The sequence below is a fragment of the Xanthomonas axonopodis pv. maculifoliigardeniae genome, from assembly GCF_041519315.1.
Classification (GTDB): Bacteria; Pseudomonadota; Gammaproteobacteria; order Xanthomonadales; family Xanthomonadaceae; genus Xanthomonas; species Xanthomonas euvesicatoria.
In genome coordinates this window covers 4,601,221-4,617,896 of the sequence record NZ_CP167998.1, presented here as the reverse complement: position 1 = coordinate 4,617,896, position 16,676 = coordinate 4,601,221, and the positions used below count along the sequence as shown (strand labels likewise).

Below are 16,676 nucleotides of genomic sequence, written 5' to 3'. Positions count from 1 at the left end.
CTTGGGAGGGGAACGGTCGCATGCATCACAGTGACATTGCCGCGTCGCCGCGCGGCAACCTGGCGCGCACCGCCATGGTTCCCCTGTTGTTGATCGTCAGCCTGTTCTTTCTATGGGGCATGGCCAACAACCTCAACGACATCCTGATCAAGCAGTTCAAGAAGGCGTTCGAGCTGACCGACCTGCAGGCCGGGCTGGTGCAGAGCGCGTTCTACATGGGCTATTTCGTGTTTGCGATGCCGGCGGCGATGTTCATGCGTCGCTACAGCTACAAGGCCGCGGTGGTGCTGGGCCTGCTGCTGTACGCCTGCGGTGCGTTCCTGTTCTATCCGGCCGCGCAGGTGCACACCTACTGGCTGTTCCTGCTGGCGCTGTTCGTGATCGCCAGCGGCCTGGCGTTCCTGGAAACCACGGCCAACCCGCTGGTGACCGTCCTTGGTCCGGCCGATGGCGCGGCGCGACGCCTGAATCTTGCGCAGGCGTTCAATCCGCTGGGCTCGATTACCGGCGTGCTGGTCGGCCAGCACTTCATCTTCTCCGGCGTGGAGCACACCCCGGCCGAACTGGCAGCGATGGCGCCGGCCGCGCGCGAGGCGTTCTTCGCCACCGAATCGGCGGCCGTGCAGATGCCCTACCTGATCATCGGTGCGGTGGTGGTGCTGTGGGCGATCCTGATCGCGCTGGTGCGTTTTCCCAGCGGCGCGCCGGAGGCAGACACCGGCGTTGCGCCCAGGCGCGCACGCTTCGGCGAACTGCTGCGTAACCGCTTGTTCGTGTTTGCGGTGGTGGCGCAGTTCTTTTACGTGGGCGCGCAGGTCGGCATCTGGAGTTATCTGATCCGCTATCTGCAGGACGCAGTGCCTGGCACGCCGGAGAAAACCGCTGCGACCTATCTGACCATCTCGCTGGTGCTGTTCATGGCCGGCCGCTTCATCGGCACTGCGCTGTTGCGTTACCTGGCGCCTGCGAAGCTGTTGGCAAGTTTTGCCGTGATCAATCTGGTCTTGTGCGCGGTGGCCATCGCGCTACCCGGCTGGACCGGGCTGTACGCGCTGGTGGCGGCCAGCGTGTTCATGTCGGTGATGTTCCCGACCATTTTTGCGCTGGGCCTGGACGGCATGCACGACGATGCCCGCAAGCTGGGCTCGTCCATGCTGGTGATGTCCATCATCGGCGGTGCCTTGCTTACGGCGGCGATGGGCGCGGTGTCGGATATGGCCGGCATCCACTGGGCGATGGTGGTGCCGGGTGCGTGCTTTGCGGTGATTTTGTCGTTCGCGTTGCGCGCACGTCGCGCGGCGCCCGTCGTTGCAGGAGCCTGAGCATGCCGCGTCTTTGTTATGTGCTGGATCTACACGACGATGCAGCGCTGATCGCCGAGTACGAGCGCTGGCATCAGCCCACCGAGGTGTGGCCGGAGGTAGTGGTCTCGCTGCAGCAGGCCGGCATCCTGGAATTGGAGATCTTTCGCAGCGGCGACCGGCTGGTGATGCTGATGGAGGTCAGCGAGGACTACGACCCGGCCGCCAAAGCCGCGCGCGATGCCGCCGACCCGCGCATCCAGGCGTGGGAGCAGTTGATGTGGCGGTTTCAGAAACCGCTGCCCGGCAGTGCCCCAGGCGAGAAATGGCGGCAGGCCGGGCGGATCTTCGCGCTGGGCGAGGCGATCCACGCGCAGCGCTAAGAGCGCCCTCATCCGCCCTGCGGGCACCTTCTCCCGCAGGCGGGAGAAGGGCATGCTCCGCGTTGATCCAGGCGTGGCAGGTTTAGGCAGCCAGCCGTTGGCTGTTCTGCATGGCCGAAAGTTCAGGCCGAGATGTGTCAATCCGAATTGCCGAGCGGTCCCGTACCGTTTCCTTCACCCGCGCGCGGGAGAAGGTGCCCGAAGGGCGGATGAGGGAACGCGGGCTCAGGTCTTCGCGCTGGCCGCCAGATCCTCCACCCAGAACCGTCCACCCGGATAGCTGAACTCCGCGATCGAGGCGGCGTGCATTTGTGCGGAGAAACCAGCCGCTTCCGGGGCCAGATAGCGGCCGTGGCGAATGCGCACCGGGTCCAGGAAGTGTTGGTGCAGGTGGTCGACGAATTCGATGGCGCGGTCTTCCATCTTGCCGGTGATGGCCACGAAATCGGCCATGGCCAGATGCTGCACCAACTCGCAAAGACCGACACCGCCGGCATGCGGGAACACGCGCACGTTGAACTTGGCGGCCAGCAGCAGGATGGCGAGATTCTCGTTGACCCCGCCCACGCGCGCGGCATCGATCTGGATCAGGTCCACCGCGCCGGCCTGCAACAGTTGCTTGAACACCACGCGGTTCTGCGTGTGTTCGCCCGTGGAAACCGGCACCGGCGCGATGCCCTGGCGGATGGCGGCATGGCCGAGCACGTCGTCCGGGCTGGTGGGTTCTTCGATCCAGGCAATGTCGAATTCGGCCAGCTGGCGCATCCAGTCGATCGCAGGGCCCACGTCCCAGCGCTGATTGGCATCGACCGCCATGGCGATATCCGGGCCGATCGCTTCGCGCGCCAGGCGGCAGCGGCGAATGTCGTCGCGCACGTTGGCGCCAACCTTGAGCTTGATGGTGCGGAAGCCGTCGGCCACCGCTTCCTTGGCCAGCCGCACCAGCTTCTCGTCCGAGTAGCCGAGCCAGCCTGGCGAGGTGGTGTAGGCGGGGTAGCCTTGCTCGATCAGCTGCGCGATGCGCTGCGCGCGCTTCGGCTGCGCAGCGCGCAGGATGGCCAGCGCTTCGTCGCGGGTGAGCGCGTCGGTGAGGTAGCGGAAGTCGAGGGTGTCGACCAACTGCTCGGGCGTGAGTTCGGCGATGAAGCGCCACAGCGGCTTTTTCGCCGCGCGTGCGGCCAGGTCCCAGGCGGCGTTGATCACCGCGCCGATGGCCATGTGCATCACGCCCTTTTCCGGGCCCAGCCAGCGCAGCTGCGAGTCGTTGGTGAGCCGGCGCGCGAATGCGCCCAGATCGGCGATGACCTCGTCGACCGACAGGCCGATCACATGCTCGGCCAGGGCCGCCACCGCGGCGGTCTGCACGTCGTTGCCGCGGCCGATGGTGAACACCAGGCCGTAACCGGCCAGGTCATCGGCTGCATCGGTGCGCAGCACCACATAGGCGGCCGAGTAATCCGGATCCGGGTTCATCGCGTCCGACCCATCGAGCTCGCGCGAGGTGGGGAAGCGGACGTCATGGGTTTCGAGGGCGATGATGGTGCGCATGAAAATCCTGGGCGGTGAAGGGTGGAAGAAGAACGGACCGACAAGAACGGAAACAGAGAATTGCTTTAGCCCCTCTCCCACCGGGAGAGGGGTTGGGGTGAGGGTACGAACGCTTAGCGCCAGGGATGTTGAGGCGCTGCAGTGACTCATGCCTTTGCAACGCAGCCCAATGAATCGATCGCACAACCAGCTGTGTATTGCCATCGAAGCGCTACACCGTTTTTGAAATGCAACGCGGCGGCAAACTCCGCAAGAGCAACGTGGTTGTGATGCGTCAGCATGAGCGTCTACATGTCAGACCAAACAACAGACGGCATGACATCGAATTGCGCGACTCCGTGGCTACGTACCCTCACCCCAACCCCCGCTCCGCGCCCCGGCCCGCGCCAGCAACGCGGGCGCTTCAAGGCACGCGCGCCAATGGCGCGCAAGCTGTGCCTTGGCGCCCCGATGGGAGAGGGGCTTTGCGTTGTCGTGCGATTCGAGTTGCGTGAGTCCTTCGGCTTTCGCGCAAGAAAAATTCTTAGGGGTGGTACGCAATGTAGTGCAGTGCTACCTCAATCCTTCTAGAGAACCTCAAGCCGCATCGCGCGGGTGCGCCACCACCGGCTGGCGCTGACGACCCAGGCCTTCGATCTCCAGCTCCATCACATCGCCGGGCTTGAGGTAGACCGGCGGCTTCTGGCCCAGGCCCACGCCCGGCGGCGTGCCGGTGCTGATCACATCGCCCGGCATCAGCGTCATGTAGCGGCTGATGTGGCTGACCAGTTCGGCCACGCCGAACACCATCGTGCGCGTGCTGCCGTTCTGGTAGCGGTGGCCGTTGACCTCCAGCCACATCGACAGGTTCTGCGGGTCGGCGATTTCGTCGCGGGTGACCAGCCACGGGCCGATCGGGCCGAAGGTGTCCGCGCTCTTGCCCTTGACCCACTGGCCGCCATGTTCGAGCTGGAACTCGCGCTCGGACAGGTCGTTGATCACCGCGTAGCCAGCCACATGATTCAGCGCTTGCTCCACCGATACATCGCGCGCCACATCGCCGATCACCACGCCCAGCTCCACTTCCCAATCGCTCTTCACCGAGCCGCGCGGGATGATCACCGTGTCATTGGGGCCGCACACCGCCGTGGTGGCTTTCATGAAAAGAATCGGCATCTTGGGCACTTCCATGCCCGATTCGGCGGCGTGGTCGGCATAGTTCAAACCCACGCAGATGAACTTGCCGATGCGGCCCACCGCTGCGCCGTAACGCACCTCACCTTCGATCAACGGCAGCGTGGCCGCATCCAGTGCGCGCAGTTTTTCCAGGCCGGCGTTGGTGATGTGCTCGCCGGCGACATCGTCGATCACACCGCTGAGGTCGCGGATGCGGCCTTCGCTGTCGATCAGGCCAGGGCGTTCGTGGCCTTCGGCGCCAATGCGTACGAGTTTCATGCGGTCTTCCTTTGCAGATGAGAAGGGGAGCGGCTAGCAAACCTAGCGCGCATGCATCGGGTGGGTAAGGACGGTGTGCGCATCCTGACGCAGACACATGCGACAGATCGCGTCACGCGATCGCTGCGCCTGCGTGTGTGGCGGGCGGCCGCATGCGTCGTTGCCGTGCTCAGTTGGACCAGCCGCCATCGATGATGTGGGTCTGGCCGGTGGTGAACGACGATTCGTCCGAAGCCAGGTACACCACCAGCTGCGCAATCTCGCGTGGGTCGCCCAGGCGGCCCATCGGTTGGCGGTCGGTGAAGCTCTTCCACACCGCCTGTTCGTCGCCGCCCAGGGCCTTGACGCGTTCGCCCAGCGACGGCGTCTTGATGGTGCCCGGGCAGATCGCGTTGCAACGCACGCCCTGCGCCACGTAGTCGGCCGCGATCGCCTTGCTCAGGCCGATCACCGCGGCCTTGGTCACGCCGTACACGAAGCGGTTGGGCACGCCCTTGATGCTGGAAGCCACCGAGGACATGTTGATGATGCTGCCGCGGCCGCGTTCGAGCATGCCCGGCAACACCGCCTTGCAGGTGTAGTACATCGCATCGACATTGATCGAGAACGAGCGGCGCCATGCCGGCTCGTCGCAGTCGAGAATGCTGCCCTGATGTACGAAGCCGGCGCAGTTGAACAGCACGTCGAACGGGCCGTGTGCGGCGATCAATGCGTTGATCGCGGCGGCGTCGGTGACGTCGAGCAGCTGGGTGGTGATGGCATCGGATTCGGCGGCCAGCGCCTGCAAGGCCGCGGCGTCGATGTCGGTGGCAATCACCTGTGCACCGGCGCGTGCACAGGCCAGCGCGCTTTCGCGCCCGATGCCGGCGCCGGCGGCGGTGATCAGGCAGCGCTTGCCCTGCAGGCGGGTGTTGGGTGTGGTGGAGATCGAGACAGTCATACCGATGAGGTTCCGTGGGTGGGGGCCGCCGGCCGTGGCAGACGATAGAACGTGCGTGCGTTGTCGCCGAAGATGGCTGCCGCGTGCTCGGCGGCATGCCGGGTGACGAGTTGCTGGGCGAGCGCGAACCAGTGCGCGTAGTCGGCGCGCAGGGTCAGCACCGGCCAGTCGCTGCCCCATAGCAGCCGCTGCGCGCCGAAGCGGGCGAACAGGTGCGCCACATACGGCTCCAGCGCGTCCACGCCCGCGCCGCGCGCGGCTTCGGTCAGCAGGCCGGAGAGTTTGCAATGCACAGTGGGATGCTGCGCCAGGGCCGCCATGCCGGCGGCCCAGGCAACGAACTCGCCGGCCGCAATCTGCGGCTTGCCGCCGTGATCGACCACCACGCGCAAGCCCGGATGGCGCTTCAAGCGCGCCTGCAGTGCCGGCACATGCACGGCACGAATCAGCGCATCGAAGGCCAGATCGTGCGCCAGCAGTGCATCGAAGGCGGCATCCAGGGCGGGACTGGCCAGCCAGTGCACGTCGGCGATGTCCTGCACCATCGGGCGCAGGCCCTTGAGTACGCCGCCGCCGGCATGCACCAGTGCGCCGATGCGTGCAGCGGCATCGGGCGCAGCGAAGTCCACCCAACCCACCACGCCGGCAATGCGCGCATCGTCGCGGGCCAGCTCGAACAGGTAACAGGTCTCGGCTTCGGTGGCGGCCGCCTGCACCACCACCACGTGACCGACATTGGCCGCGTCCAGCGCAGCGTTGACGTCATCCGGGCCGAAGTCGCGGTACAGCGGTGCCAGCTCGGGCGTCAGCCAGTGGTAATCGCCACGGGCCAGGTGCCAGAAATGCAAGTGCGCGTCGACCCGGCTCATGGCGTGGGCAACTCCGCTGCGAGCAGGCCCTCATCGCGCAGGCGTTGCCACAGTGCCGATGGCACCGGAGCTGCAAGCCGCGTGGCAGCCGATCGCACTTCGGCCACGGTGCGCATGCCGGCCACCACCGTGGTCACCGCCGGGTGCGCCAGCGGGAACTGCAAGGCGGCCGCGCCGATATCCACCCCGAACGCCGCACAGGCCGCGTACAGCCGCTGCGCATGCTGCAGCGTGGCGGTATCGACCGGGGCGTAGTTGTAGGTGGCGCCGGGGCCGCCTGCCTCGCTGAGCAGGCCGGAGCTGTACGGGCCGGCCGACAGGATCGCCACATCGCGTTGCTGCGCCTGCTGCAGCAACGCGCGCGCGCCGTGCTGTTCCAGCAGGGTGTAGCGGCCGGCCAGCATCACGCAATCGAGCGGAAAACGCGGCAACACCTCCAGTGCTACGTCCTGCTCGTTGACGCCCAGCCCGATCGCCCCGCAGGCACCGGCCGCCTTGAGCTCCGCCATCGCCGGCAAGGCCTCCTCCAAGGCCTGGCGCAGCACGTTGGCGTGGTTGTCGCCGTGGGTCAGCGCGCCGATGTCGTGCAGCAGCAGCACGTCGATGTAGTCGGTGCCCAGGCGCTGCAGGCTGGAGTCGAACGCCCGGCGTACGCCGTCGGCGCTGTAGTCGAACTCGGCACGCCGCCCGGCCACCGCAAAACCGTCGCGCCCGGCAACGGCGTGGGCGTCGTCGTAGACGCAACGGCCAACCTTGGTCGACAGCGTGTAGTCCGCGCGCGGCACACCGGCCAGGCCACGACCCAGACGCGCTTCGCTCAGCCCGTAGCCGTAGTAGGGCGCGGTATCGAAATGGCGAATGCCGGCCTCGAACGCGCCTGCGACCGCTGCCAGTGCGTCTGCTTCGTCCACTTCCGTGTACAGGTTGCCGATCGGGGCGGCACCGAAGCCCAGTGCAGAAAGCTGCACGTCCGTGCCGCCCAGACGCTGCCGCGCCACGCCGCTCATGCGCGCCGCTCCGCGAGCAGGGCGCAGGTGCGGGGGCTTGAAGAATCCGTCGAGCAGAAGCTGAGCATTGCAACGTCCACCATCCGGCAGGTGCCGGACTGTTCGCATATGAATATGGCAATCATCAATGAACAGATCACGCTGCAGTGCAGCATTGCGGTGCCCGGGTCTGCACACCGTCGTGAGGCCGGCGGCGCTATGTCGGATTTCGCAACTGGCATGACCAGTTCCTATAACGCCCGGCCTGCGGTTGCGGCATGAAAGCCGGTGCGGCTAGATACCTGCCTTCTTCGACGAAGCTGACGCATGGCAGACACGACACGGCGGGACTTGTTCAAGGGACTGGCTGCCGGCGCACTGGTCGCACCGCTGGCGGCCGCGGCCCAGGCGTCGACGCCACAGTGCGCAGGCACCCCGCCGTGGGCGCGCGGTGTGGAGGGGCAGCGCAAGGCGGATCTGGGCAACGGCACCTATCTCAACCCCATCGTGGCCGGCGATCACCCCGACCCCACCATCCTCAAGGATGGCGACGACTACTACATGACGTTTTCGTCGTTCTTTTCCTACCCGGGCATCGTGCTGTGGCATTCCACCGATCTGGTCAACTGGACCCCGATCGGCCCGGCGTTGCATCAGGGGCTGGGCACGATCTGGGCGCTGGACCTGTGCAAGCACAACGGTCGCTACTACATCTACATCCCGGCCAATCCGGACGACACCGGCTGGTCGATCTTCGTGATCTGGGCCGACGACATCCGCGGGCGGTGGAGCGCACCGATCGACCTGAAGATCACCGGCTGCATCGATCCCGGTCACGTGGTCGGCGAAGACGGCAAGCGCTATCTGTTCGTCAACGGCATCCGCAAGGTACGCCTGCGCGATGACGGCCTGGCCACCGACGGACAGCTGGAACCGGCCTACGCGCCGTGGCGCTATCCAGACCACTGGGTGGTGGAGAATTTCGCGCCCGAAGGCCCCAAGCTGACCTGGCACGATGGGTGGCTGTACCTGGTCACCGCCGTTGGCGGCACTGCCGGGCCGGTGACCGGGCACATGGTCATCGCCGCGCGTTCGCGCTCGGTGCATGGGCCGTGGGAACACTGCCCGCGCAACCCGCTGGTGCGCACCCAATCGGACCAGGAGCCGTGGTGGTCGCGTGGGCATGCCACGCTGGTGGAAGGGCCGCGCGGCGACTGGTGGATGGTCTATCACGGCTACGAAAACGGCTTTCGCACGCTGGGGCGGCAGACCTTGCTGGAGCCGATCGAGTGGACGGCCGACGGCTGGTTTCGCGCCACTGGCGGCGATCTGTCCAAACCATTACGCACACCGGCACGCGTGCCGGCCGCCGGCATGGCGCCGGCGACGGGGCTGGCGTTGTCCGACGATTTCTCCAGCGACAGGTTCGGCACCCAATGGAGCCTGCATGCGCCCAAGCCCGGCGAACAGGCGCGGGTGCGGCGCGCGAACAAGGCGCTGACGCTGGCCTGTGCGGGCAGCTCGCCGATCGACAGCACGCCACTGACCTGCGGCGTGCCCGATCGCGCCTACATGGCAGAGGTAACGCTGGAACTGGTCGGCAATGCCGAAGGCGGCATTGTGTTGTTCTACAACCACAAGGCCTTCGTCGGCATCGGCTTCACTGCCGACAGCATGAAGACCTACGAATATTCCGAAGAACTGGTCTGGGCGCGCGCACCCAACACGCATCGGCGCATTCGCGTGCGGCTGACCAACGATCACCAGGTCGTAGGGTTCGAGTATTCGGTCGATGAGGGCCGGCAATGGACGCGCCACCCCACCCGCATGGAAGTCTCCGGATTCCATCACAACGTGTTCGGCGGTTTTCTCAGCCTGCAGCTTGGCGTGTATGCCGCGCAGCAAGGCGAGGTGGTATTGCGCGATTTCCGCTATCGCGCGCTGAGCTGAGCGCGCATCACGCCACCCAGCGTGACAGTCAAACGGCGAGGCCCGGGGGGACCTCGCCGTCAGGCGTAACTGCGACCATCGAGGCCTTGCGCACAGTGTCAGCGGGATGCGGACGGCGCGAAGAATCGCCATGGATACGCGGTACATGCCGATTCCGTACGCCGGCCTGCTCCATCTGGCAGCGACGCAGCCGCTCTATCGATCGCAGTTAACCGCAGCAGTAGCAGACGTTGCCCTGGCCCAGGTCGCCGCCGAATTCCGGACACTCGGCTTTGCAGGCCCATGCACTACACGATTCGACTTTCGGCTGTGCGTTATCGACCGCCATCACCTGGAAGGCACCGAAGCCGGTGCTGGCCAGAAAGGTCGCTGCCATCAACGCACTACGCAAGCTTACCCAACGCTTCTTCATGCATTACTCCTTCACCGTTGCAAAAGCCGCTGGCGCGTCCGTGCGGCGCAAGGCGGCAACGAGGTCCTGCACCCGCTCCGTGGTATCGAAAACGCCAAGATGCGAATGACGCACGCGCCCCTCCCCATCGATGGCCATCAGCAGCGGCACGTTGCGTGCGCGGAACAGCATCAACGCGCGACGATCGGTCAACGTGACCACCGGAAAATCGAAACCGTGCACATGTGCGTAGCGCGCAGCCTGCGCGGCATCGCAATGGCACACGCCCAGCAGCTGCGGCCGGCCGGGCAGGTTGGCCTGCAGCTGCCGCGCTGCCCGCAGCACGGTCGGTGCCGAGCGCTGGCAGTACGGGCAGGTGGTGGTGAAAAAGAACAGCACCTGCGCCGGCCCATGCGGCGCACCGAGCAGATGCCGTCGGCCATCGCCATCGGTCGCTTCGATACGCGGCACGTACATGCCGTCATACGGCGTGCTGATGCGCGTCTGCAGCCAGTGTTGCTGCACGCGTAGCTGCCGGTTCTGCCACGCCAGCACCGCAATCAATGCACAGGCCACCAGCAGGCCCATCCAGAGCCAGGGGAAACGTCGCGCCATGCCAGCTCCAAAGCGTCCTTGGTGCTCGAGCCTTGCCCAGGCATCAGCTCATGGTCAATGGTGATATCGACAACTGCGATGTCGCACGGTCTGCGGTTGTGGATGCGATCACGCCCCCGCGCTTGGGCTTGTCACTGACGCGTGGTGTCGCGATTGGCATTTGCGCAATCAGCGCGCCATGGAAGCGTGCATGCGGCATTGGCGTGGCAAGCGTAGGGAAGGCCGGATGACGGTGCGAGCGCACTGGCGCGTTCAAATCACCCAGCACGCTAAGCGGGCCCCACAGCAACGCCGCCACCAAGGCGAGCGAGCGCATGCGGACGGTCGAGGTGCGTCGCCTCGCGTGCAGGCTGATCCGTAGGCCAGGCCAACGCCACCAGCAAGCACGACAGCACCACAAACACATCAGACCCTGCGCCATTGCCGCACGCGTCGCGCGACGCGCTGCCCACCATTCGGTCGAGCCCGCGCGTGGCATGCTGTGCGGCCCGGCGCGCGGGTACGCCGGCCTTTCAAGGATCACCTCATGCGTGCAATGGCGTTTTCCGTCCGGCTGTGTGTGCTGGCACTGTGTGCCTGCAGTGCTGCACAGGCCAATGACAGCAGTTTCGGCGACGACAATGGCACCATCCGCCTGCTGCATCAGCCCGACATCAGTATGGACCGCGAAGCGCTATTGCTCAGCGAAGAACGCGTGCAAGTGGACTATGTGTTCACCAACACCAGCGAGCGCGACCTGAGCGTGCCAGTGGCCTTCCCGATGCCGCCGATGTACTTTGGCATGGCCGACCATAATGCGCTGAGCGATTTCAAGCTCTGGGCCGACGGCAAACCGGTTGCCACCACGCGCAAGGTGGTAGTGCTGCTGGATGACGGTAGTGACATCTCCACCGCGTTCGCCGCCACCGGCTGGACCCAGGATGATGTTGCCGTTCACCGAATCGGCCACGCCCCCGAAGGGGCGCAAGCCGCTGCCCGCGCGCTGGGTCGATGGCGATGGGCAACCGCGTTTCACGCTCAACGCCTACTTCGTCTGGCAGCAGAAATTTCCTGCCAAGGCAAGCGTGCAGATCCGCCACACCTATACACCCAGCCTGTCTACCGGCGTCCCGCAGCCCAGCAGCTATTTGCTGAAGGCGTATGCAAAAGACACCTGCATCGAACCGGCGACCAAAGCCAGCATGCAGCGTCGTGAGGGCAAGTACGGGTTGGGATGGGCCAACCTGCGCTACGTGCTCACGACCGGCAAGAACTGGAACGGCCCGATCAAGGACTTCCAGCTGACCATCCGCAAGCAGGCGGCCAGCGACATCCTGAGCCTGTGTTTCGACGGCGACCTGAAAAAGATCGACCCGCTAACCTTCCAGTTCAAGCAGGCCAACTTCGTGCCGATGCGCGATTTGAACGTGTTGTTCGTGCGCGCACCGGAATAAACCGGACAAGCAGCAGGGCAGCAGGGCGCGACGAAGCGTTTTGCAACGCTCACCACGATCGTATGCGCCAACGCGCATCGGTTGTCTTCTGCAAAGCGTTGCCGAGAACGCGCATCGTACCCAGGTGCGCTCCTACGTTGGTGCCACGCTGCGTTGCATGGCACGTCCGTCGATTGCCCACCACCGATGACGGCCGAGGTGGCGGGAGCACGGGCACGAGCGCACCCGGACGCGACCAAGCCTCACCGATCAACCCCAACGCACGCAGTCCTACACCTGCGCGCGTCAGTCTTCTTCCGGCGGCGGCAGCACGATGCCGTCGGCATCGATGGCGAGCTTGCCGGCCATCAGCACTGCCTGGGTGCGATTGGTGACGCCGAGCTTGCGCAGGATCGCGGTGACATGGGCCTTGATGGTGGCTTCGGATACGCCCAGGTCGTAGGCGATCTGTTTGTTGAGGCGCCCCGCGCCCAGCATCTGCAACACGCGAAATTGCTGTGGCGTGAGATCGCGCAGACGCTGGCCAACCTCGCGTTCCTCGCTGTCGGTCGGCGGCAGGTTTTGCGCTTCGGCCGGGATCCAGCGCTCGCCATCGAGCACGGTGGCCAGCGCCCGCCCGATGGTGTCCGAATCGGCGGATTTGGGAATGAAGCCGAACGCACCGTGGTCGATCGCGCGTCGCATGACGGTGGGCTCTTCGCGTGCGGAGACCACCACCACCGGCAATTGCGGATGCAGCGAGCGCATGTGCACCAACGCGCTGAATCCCTGTGCGCCGGGCATGTTGAGATCCATCAGCAGCAGATCGGCGTCCGGCTGCGCATCGGCCAGGGTGTACAGCGCATCCACGTTATCGGCTTCGAACAGTTCGACCCCCGGCATCACGCGCTGCACCGCCCCGCGCAAGGCTTCACGGAACAGGGGATGGTCGTCGGCGATGAGCAGGGTGGTCATGGTGGGGCCGGGATTGGGGATTGGGGATTGGGGATTCGTAAAAGCAGGGATGTTGGGATTCGTAACTGCCCGCACGCATTACTGTTCGACAATGCAGATCCGGAGAGGAAAATGGAAAGAGATTGGAAAGCCGCTTCTGCGAATCCCCAATCCCGAATCCCCAATCCCGAATCCCGAATCCCGAATCCCGAATCCCGGCCCTTCGGCGCGTCAGCGCGCCAGGCGCTCGTTGACCAGCGAATCCACCACCGACGGATCTGCCAGCGTGGAGGTGTCGCCGAGCTGGTCCGGCGCGTTCTCGGCGATCTTGCGCAGGATGCGGCGCATGATCTTGCCCGAGCGGGTCTTGGGCAGGCCGGGCGCCCACTGCAGGTGGTCGGGCGAGGCGATCGGGCCGATCTCCTTGCGCACCCAGCTGACCAATTCCTTGTGCAGGTCTTCGCTCGGGCTCTGCCCGGCGATCAGGGTGACGTAGGCATAGATGCCCTGGCCCTTGACGTCATGCGGGAAGCCCACCACGGCCGCTTCGGCGACTTTGGGGTGCGAAACCAGCGCGCTTTCCACTTCGGCGGTGCCGATGCGGTGCCCGGAAACATTGATCACATCGTCCACGCGGCCGGTGATCCAGTAGTAGCCGTCGGCATCGCGACGGCAGCCGTCGCCGGTGAAGTAGCTGCCCGGATAGGTGCGGAAGTAGGTGTCGATGAAACGCTGGTGGTCGCCGTACACGCTACGCATCTGGCCCGGCCAGGAATCGAGCAGCACCAGATTGCCTTCGGTGGCGCCTTCCAGAATCTTGCCTTCGGCATCGACCAGCGCCGGCTGCACGCCGAAGAACGGCAAGGTGGCCGAGCCCGGCTTGAGATCGACCGCGCCGGCCAGCGGCGAAATCAGGATGCCGCCGGTTTCGGTCTGCCACCACGTATCCACGATCGGGCAACGGCTGTCACCGACCACCTCGTAATACCAGCGCCAGGCTTCCGGATTGATCGGCTCGCCAACGCTGCCAAGCAGGCGCAGGCTCTTGCGCGAGGTCTTTTTGACCGGTTCCGCACCGTCGCGCATCAGCGCGCGAATCGCGGTGGGTGCGGTGTAGAAAATGGTGACCTGATGCTTGTCGATCACTTCCCAGAAGCGCGACACGTTCGGGTAATTGGGCACGCCTTCGAACATCACCGCGGTGGCGCCATTGGCGAGCGGGCCATAGACGATGTAGCTGTGGCCGGTGACCCAGCCCACGTCGGCGGTGCACCAGTAGATGTCGTCCTCGCGCAGGTCGAACACCACTTCATGCGTGTAGCTGGCAAACAACAGATAGCCGGCGGTGGTGTGCAACACGCCCTTGGGTTTGCCGGTGGAGCCGGAGGTGTAGAGGATGAAGAGCGGGTCTTCGGCGTTCATGCGCTCGGGTGTGCACTCGGCCGGCTGGCCGTCGACCACATCGTGGAACCAGCGATCGCGCGGTGCCTGCATCTCCACTGCGCCACCGGTATGGCGCACCACCAGCACGGTTTCCACCGTATCGGTGCCGGGAATCTTCAGCGCTGCATCGACATTTGCCTTGAGCGGAATCTTCTTGCCGCCGCGCAGGCCTTCGTCGGCGGTGATGATCAGCTTGCTCTGGCAATCGATCACGCGGTCGGCGATCGAGTTGGCAGCAAAGCCGCCGAACACCACCGAATGCACCGCACCGATGCGCGCGCAGGCGAGCATGGCCACAGCGGCGTCGACGATCATCGGCAGATAGATGGTGACCCGGTCGCCCTTCTTGACGCCCAGGTTGCGCAGCGCATTGCCCAGCTTGCAGACGCGCTCGTACAACTCGCGGTAGGTGACCGGGTAGGACTGCGCATCCGGGCTGTCGGGTTCGAACAGCAGTGCGGTCTTGTCTCCGCGTGTGGCCAGCTGGCGGTCCAGGCAGTTGACGCTGGCGTTGAGCTCGCCATCGCCGAACCAGCGGATATGGAAGTCGTCCAGCGCGTAGCTGACGTCCTTGATCTGGGTGGGTTGCTTGAACCATTCGAGCCGCTGCGCGGCCTTGCCCCAGAACTGTTCGGGGTGTTCGATCGATTCGCGGTACAGCGCGGCGTACTGCTCGCGCGTCACGCGCGCATCGGCGGCGAACGCGGGATCGACGGGATAAACATCAGCCATGGCACCCTCACTTGCGATGAACTTGTCGGAAGAGGGCGTTGCGGCTGCCCTCGGTAGACAATCAGTGTGCCGCATCCATTCTGTCCCGGCGGTCAACGGCGCCTTAGACCATGGTCGTAACCGGGGTGAGTGCGCCAACGCACATGCCAGGCGTGCTGCGGTGCGACCATCGGTCATCTTGCGCAATGCTGCGTTGCAGCTACGACCAAAGGCGAATAGGCTCCGAAGCGCGGACTGCCTCACGCTCCGCACAGCATCGCCATCAAGCGCGAGGCCTTCATTGGGGAGAGGGTTCCATGAAACACCGTATTGCACCGCTGGTGCGCCATCCGTTGGCGGCCGCCTTGTTCGTGGCCACCATTTTGCCGGGCGCTGCGTTCGCCCAGACGTCCAAGGAAAAGGCACTGGAAGCGCGCATCGCCGAGCTCGAGCGCCAGGTCCAGATGCTGGTGTCTGCGCAGCAACAGCAGCAGGGCCAGATCGCGCAGACGCAGACGCAGGTCACCGAAGTGCGCACCTTGCAGGCGCAGACGCCGCCTGCACCGGCGGTGCCGGCCGGCAAGAAGCCGATCCAGCTGACCAGCATCACGCCGAACGCGTTGCCGGGGACAACGTTCCGTTACGGTGGTTTCATCAAGGCCGACTTCATGACCACCCGTACCAGCGACGGCGCATTGCCTGAGGGTGCGGTGGGGCGTTACCTGTATATCCCGACCCAGACGCCGGTCGGCGGGCAGGCGTCCAGCACCGATACCGACTTCCATGCCAAGTTCTCGCGCTTCAATCTGGGCGTGGACACCGTCACCGAAAACGGCGACAAGCTCACCGCCTTCATCGAACTGGATTTCTTCGGCAACGCGCTGGCCAACCAGGTCAACAATCTGTATGGCGGTACCTTGCGGCACGCCTACATGAGCTGGAACAACTGGCTGGCCGGTCAGACCTGGTCCAACTTCATCGATCCCACCATCCTGCCGGAAGCGGCCGACATCGTCGGGCCGACCGACGGTGCGTTGTTCAGCCGTCAGACTCAGATCCGGTACACCCGCGGCGCTTTCAGCGTGTCGGCCGAAAACCCCGAGACGCTGACCACCCCGTACCAGGGCGGCAACACCATCCTGGCCTCGGACCATGGCGCGATGCCGGACCTGACTGCACGCTACAACTGGAAGGGCACCTGGGGCACCTTCGGTCTGTCGGCCATTGCGCGCCAGTACCGCACCCGCAGCGCGCTGACCAACGACACCGACTTCGGCGGTGCCATCGCCGGCGGCGGCCGCTGGATCATCAACTCCAAGAACGATCTGCGTTACCAGCTCAGCTACGGCGAGGGCCTGGGACGCTATCTGGGCCTGGGCAACGGCTCGGATGTGGAGATCGACATCGACGGCAATATCCAGACCGTCACCACGGTTGCCGGTTGGGTGGCCTGGCGCCATGACTACAACGCCAAGCTGCGCAGCACCCTCATGTACTCGCGCGTGAATTACGACCATTCGCTGGCCAATACCGGTGGGCTTGCCAGCAAGTCCCAGCAAAGCATTCGCGCCAACGTGTTCTATTCGCCGTTGCCGAAGGTGGATGTGGGCGCCGAGCTGATGTACGGCCGTCGCGAAGCCGAAAACGGCGACAGCGGCGACATTTCGCGGCTGCAGTTCACCACCAAGTACAGCTTCTAGCGTTCTGCCACTGGCGGCCTGCTCCACTGCGGTGGAGCG

At 65.2% G+C, this 16,676-nt stretch carries 13 protein-coding genes and 2 pseudogenes; 5 read left to right on the top strand and 10 right to left on the bottom strand.

Annotated features, from left to right (window positions below; genetic code table 11):
• The first annotated feature begins 20 nt into the window (after positions 1-20).
• Both fucP and ACDH77_RS19670 read left to right on the top strand, forming a co-directional pair.
• The gene (fucP, locus tag ACDH77_RS19675) at positions 21-1,322 is read left to right on the top strand and encodes an L-fucose:H+ symporter permease (RefSeq protein WP_218533370.1); all 1,302 of its coding nucleotides are present in this window, start codon (positions 21-23) and stop codon (positions 1,320-1,322) included.
• 2 nt (positions 1,323-1,324) lie between these two features.
• The gene (locus ACDH77_RS19670; protein ID WP_011349049.1) at positions 1,325-1,684 is read left to right on the top strand and encodes an L-fucose mutarotase; all 360 of its coding nucleotides are present in this window, start codon (positions 1,325-1,327) and stop codon (positions 1,682-1,684) included.
• Between the two features lie 225 nt (positions 1,685-1,909).
• Here ACDH77_RS19670 and ACDH77_RS19665 read toward each other — a convergent pair whose 3' ends face one another.
• The 6 genes and pseudogenes from ACDH77_RS19665 to ACDH77_RS19640 all read right to left on the bottom strand — a co-directional run bounded on the left by ACDH77_RS19665 (position 1,910) and on the right by ACDH77_RS19640 (position 7,716).
• Positions 1,910-3,232 carry an L-fuconate dehydratase gene (locus ACDH77_RS19665; protein WP_372353614.1) on the bottom strand — a complete coding sequence of 441 codons (1,323 nt, stop codon included), beginning with the start codon at positions 3,230-3,232 and terminating at the stop codon, positions 1,910-1,912.
• Between the two features lie 576 nt (positions 3,233-3,808).
• On the bottom strand, positions 3,809-4,666 hold the full coding sequence (locus ACDH77_RS19660; protein WP_031424886.1) for a fumarylacetoacetate hydrolase family protein: 858 nt from the start codon (positions 4,664-4,666) through the stop codon (positions 3,809-3,811).
• A gap of 169 nt (positions 4,667-4,835) precedes the next feature.
• The gene (locus ACDH77_RS19655) at positions 4,836-5,606 is read right to left on the bottom strand and encodes an SDR family oxidoreductase (RefSeq protein ID WP_008576004.1); all 771 of its coding nucleotides are present in this window, start codon (positions 5,604-5,606) and stop codon (positions 4,836-4,838) included.
• Positions 5,603-6,475: an amidohydrolase gene (locus ACDH77_RS19650; RefSeq protein WP_372353613.1), complete on the bottom strand. Its 873-nt coding sequence runs from the start codon at positions 6,473-6,475 to the stop codon at positions 5,603-5,605. Before ACDH77_RS19650 ends, ACDH77_RS19655 begins: the two co-directional genes overlap by 4 nt.
• Positions 6,472-7,482: an aldo/keto reductase gene (locus ACDH77_RS19645; RefSeq protein ID WP_136733726.1), complete on the bottom strand. Its 1,011-nt coding sequence runs from the start codon at positions 7,480-7,482 to the stop codon at positions 6,472-6,474. The genes ACDH77_RS19650 and ACDH77_RS19645 overlap by 4 nt, the downstream gene beginning before the upstream one ends.
• Positions 7,479-7,716: pseudogene (locus ACDH77_RS19640) on the bottom strand (hypothetical protein). Before ACDH77_RS19640 ends, ACDH77_RS19645 begins: the two are co-directional and overlap by 4 nt.
• 72 nt (positions 7,717-7,788) lie before the next feature.
• On the opposite strand from ACDH77_RS19640, the gene ACDH77_RS19635 reads away from it, so the two are divergent.
• Positions 7,789-9,411, top strand: a complete 1,623-nt coding sequence (locus tag ACDH77_RS19635; RefSeq protein WP_031424883.1) for a family 43 glycosylhydrolase — start codon at positions 7,789-7,791, stop codon at positions 9,409-9,411.
• A 208-nt stretch (positions 9,412-9,619) separates the two neighbouring features.
• Here ACDH77_RS19635 and ACDH77_RS19630 read toward each other — a convergent pair whose 3' ends face one another.
• Complete coding sequence (locus ACDH77_RS19630) at positions 9,620-9,823, bottom strand: hypothetical protein (protein ID WP_005922076.1); 204 nt, start codon at positions 9,821-9,823, stop codon at positions 9,620-9,622.
• 3 nt (positions 9,824-9,826) lie between these two features.
• Complete coding sequence (locus ACDH77_RS19625; protein WP_008575992.1) at positions 9,827-10,390, bottom strand: peroxiredoxin family protein; 564 nt, start codon at positions 10,388-10,390, stop codon at positions 9,827-9,829.
• 553 nt (positions 10,391-10,943) lie between these two features.
• Here ACDH77_RS19625 and ACDH77_RS19620 point away from each other — a divergent pair.
• Positions 10,944-11,850, top strand: a pseudogene (locus ACDH77_RS19620) (DUF4424 family protein).
• 285 nt (positions 11,851-12,135) lie between these two features.
• Here ACDH77_RS19620 and ACDH77_RS19615 read toward each other — a convergent pair.
• Positions 12,136-12,804 (bottom strand): response regulator transcription factor, encoded by a 669-nt coding sequence (locus ACDH77_RS19615; protein WP_008575987.1) that lies wholly within the window; start codon positions 12,802-12,804, stop codon positions 12,136-12,138.
• Between the two features lie 210 nt (positions 12,805-13,014).
• Positions 13,015-14,958 carry an acetate--CoA ligase gene (gene acs / locus ACDH77_RS19610; RefSeq protein WP_041469907.1) on the bottom strand — a complete coding sequence of 648 codons (1,944 nt, stop codon included), beginning with the start codon at positions 14,956-14,958 and terminating at the stop codon, positions 13,015-13,017.
• 296 nt (positions 14,959-15,254) lie between these two features.
• Between acs and ACDH77_RS19605 the strand changes: the two genes are divergently transcribed.
• On the top strand, positions 15,255-16,637 hold the full coding sequence (locus ACDH77_RS19605; protein ID WP_008575984.1) for a DcaP family trimeric outer membrane transporter: 1,383 nt from the start codon (positions 15,255-15,257) through the stop codon (positions 16,635-16,637).
• Positions 16,638-16,676 lie beyond the last annotated feature (39 nt).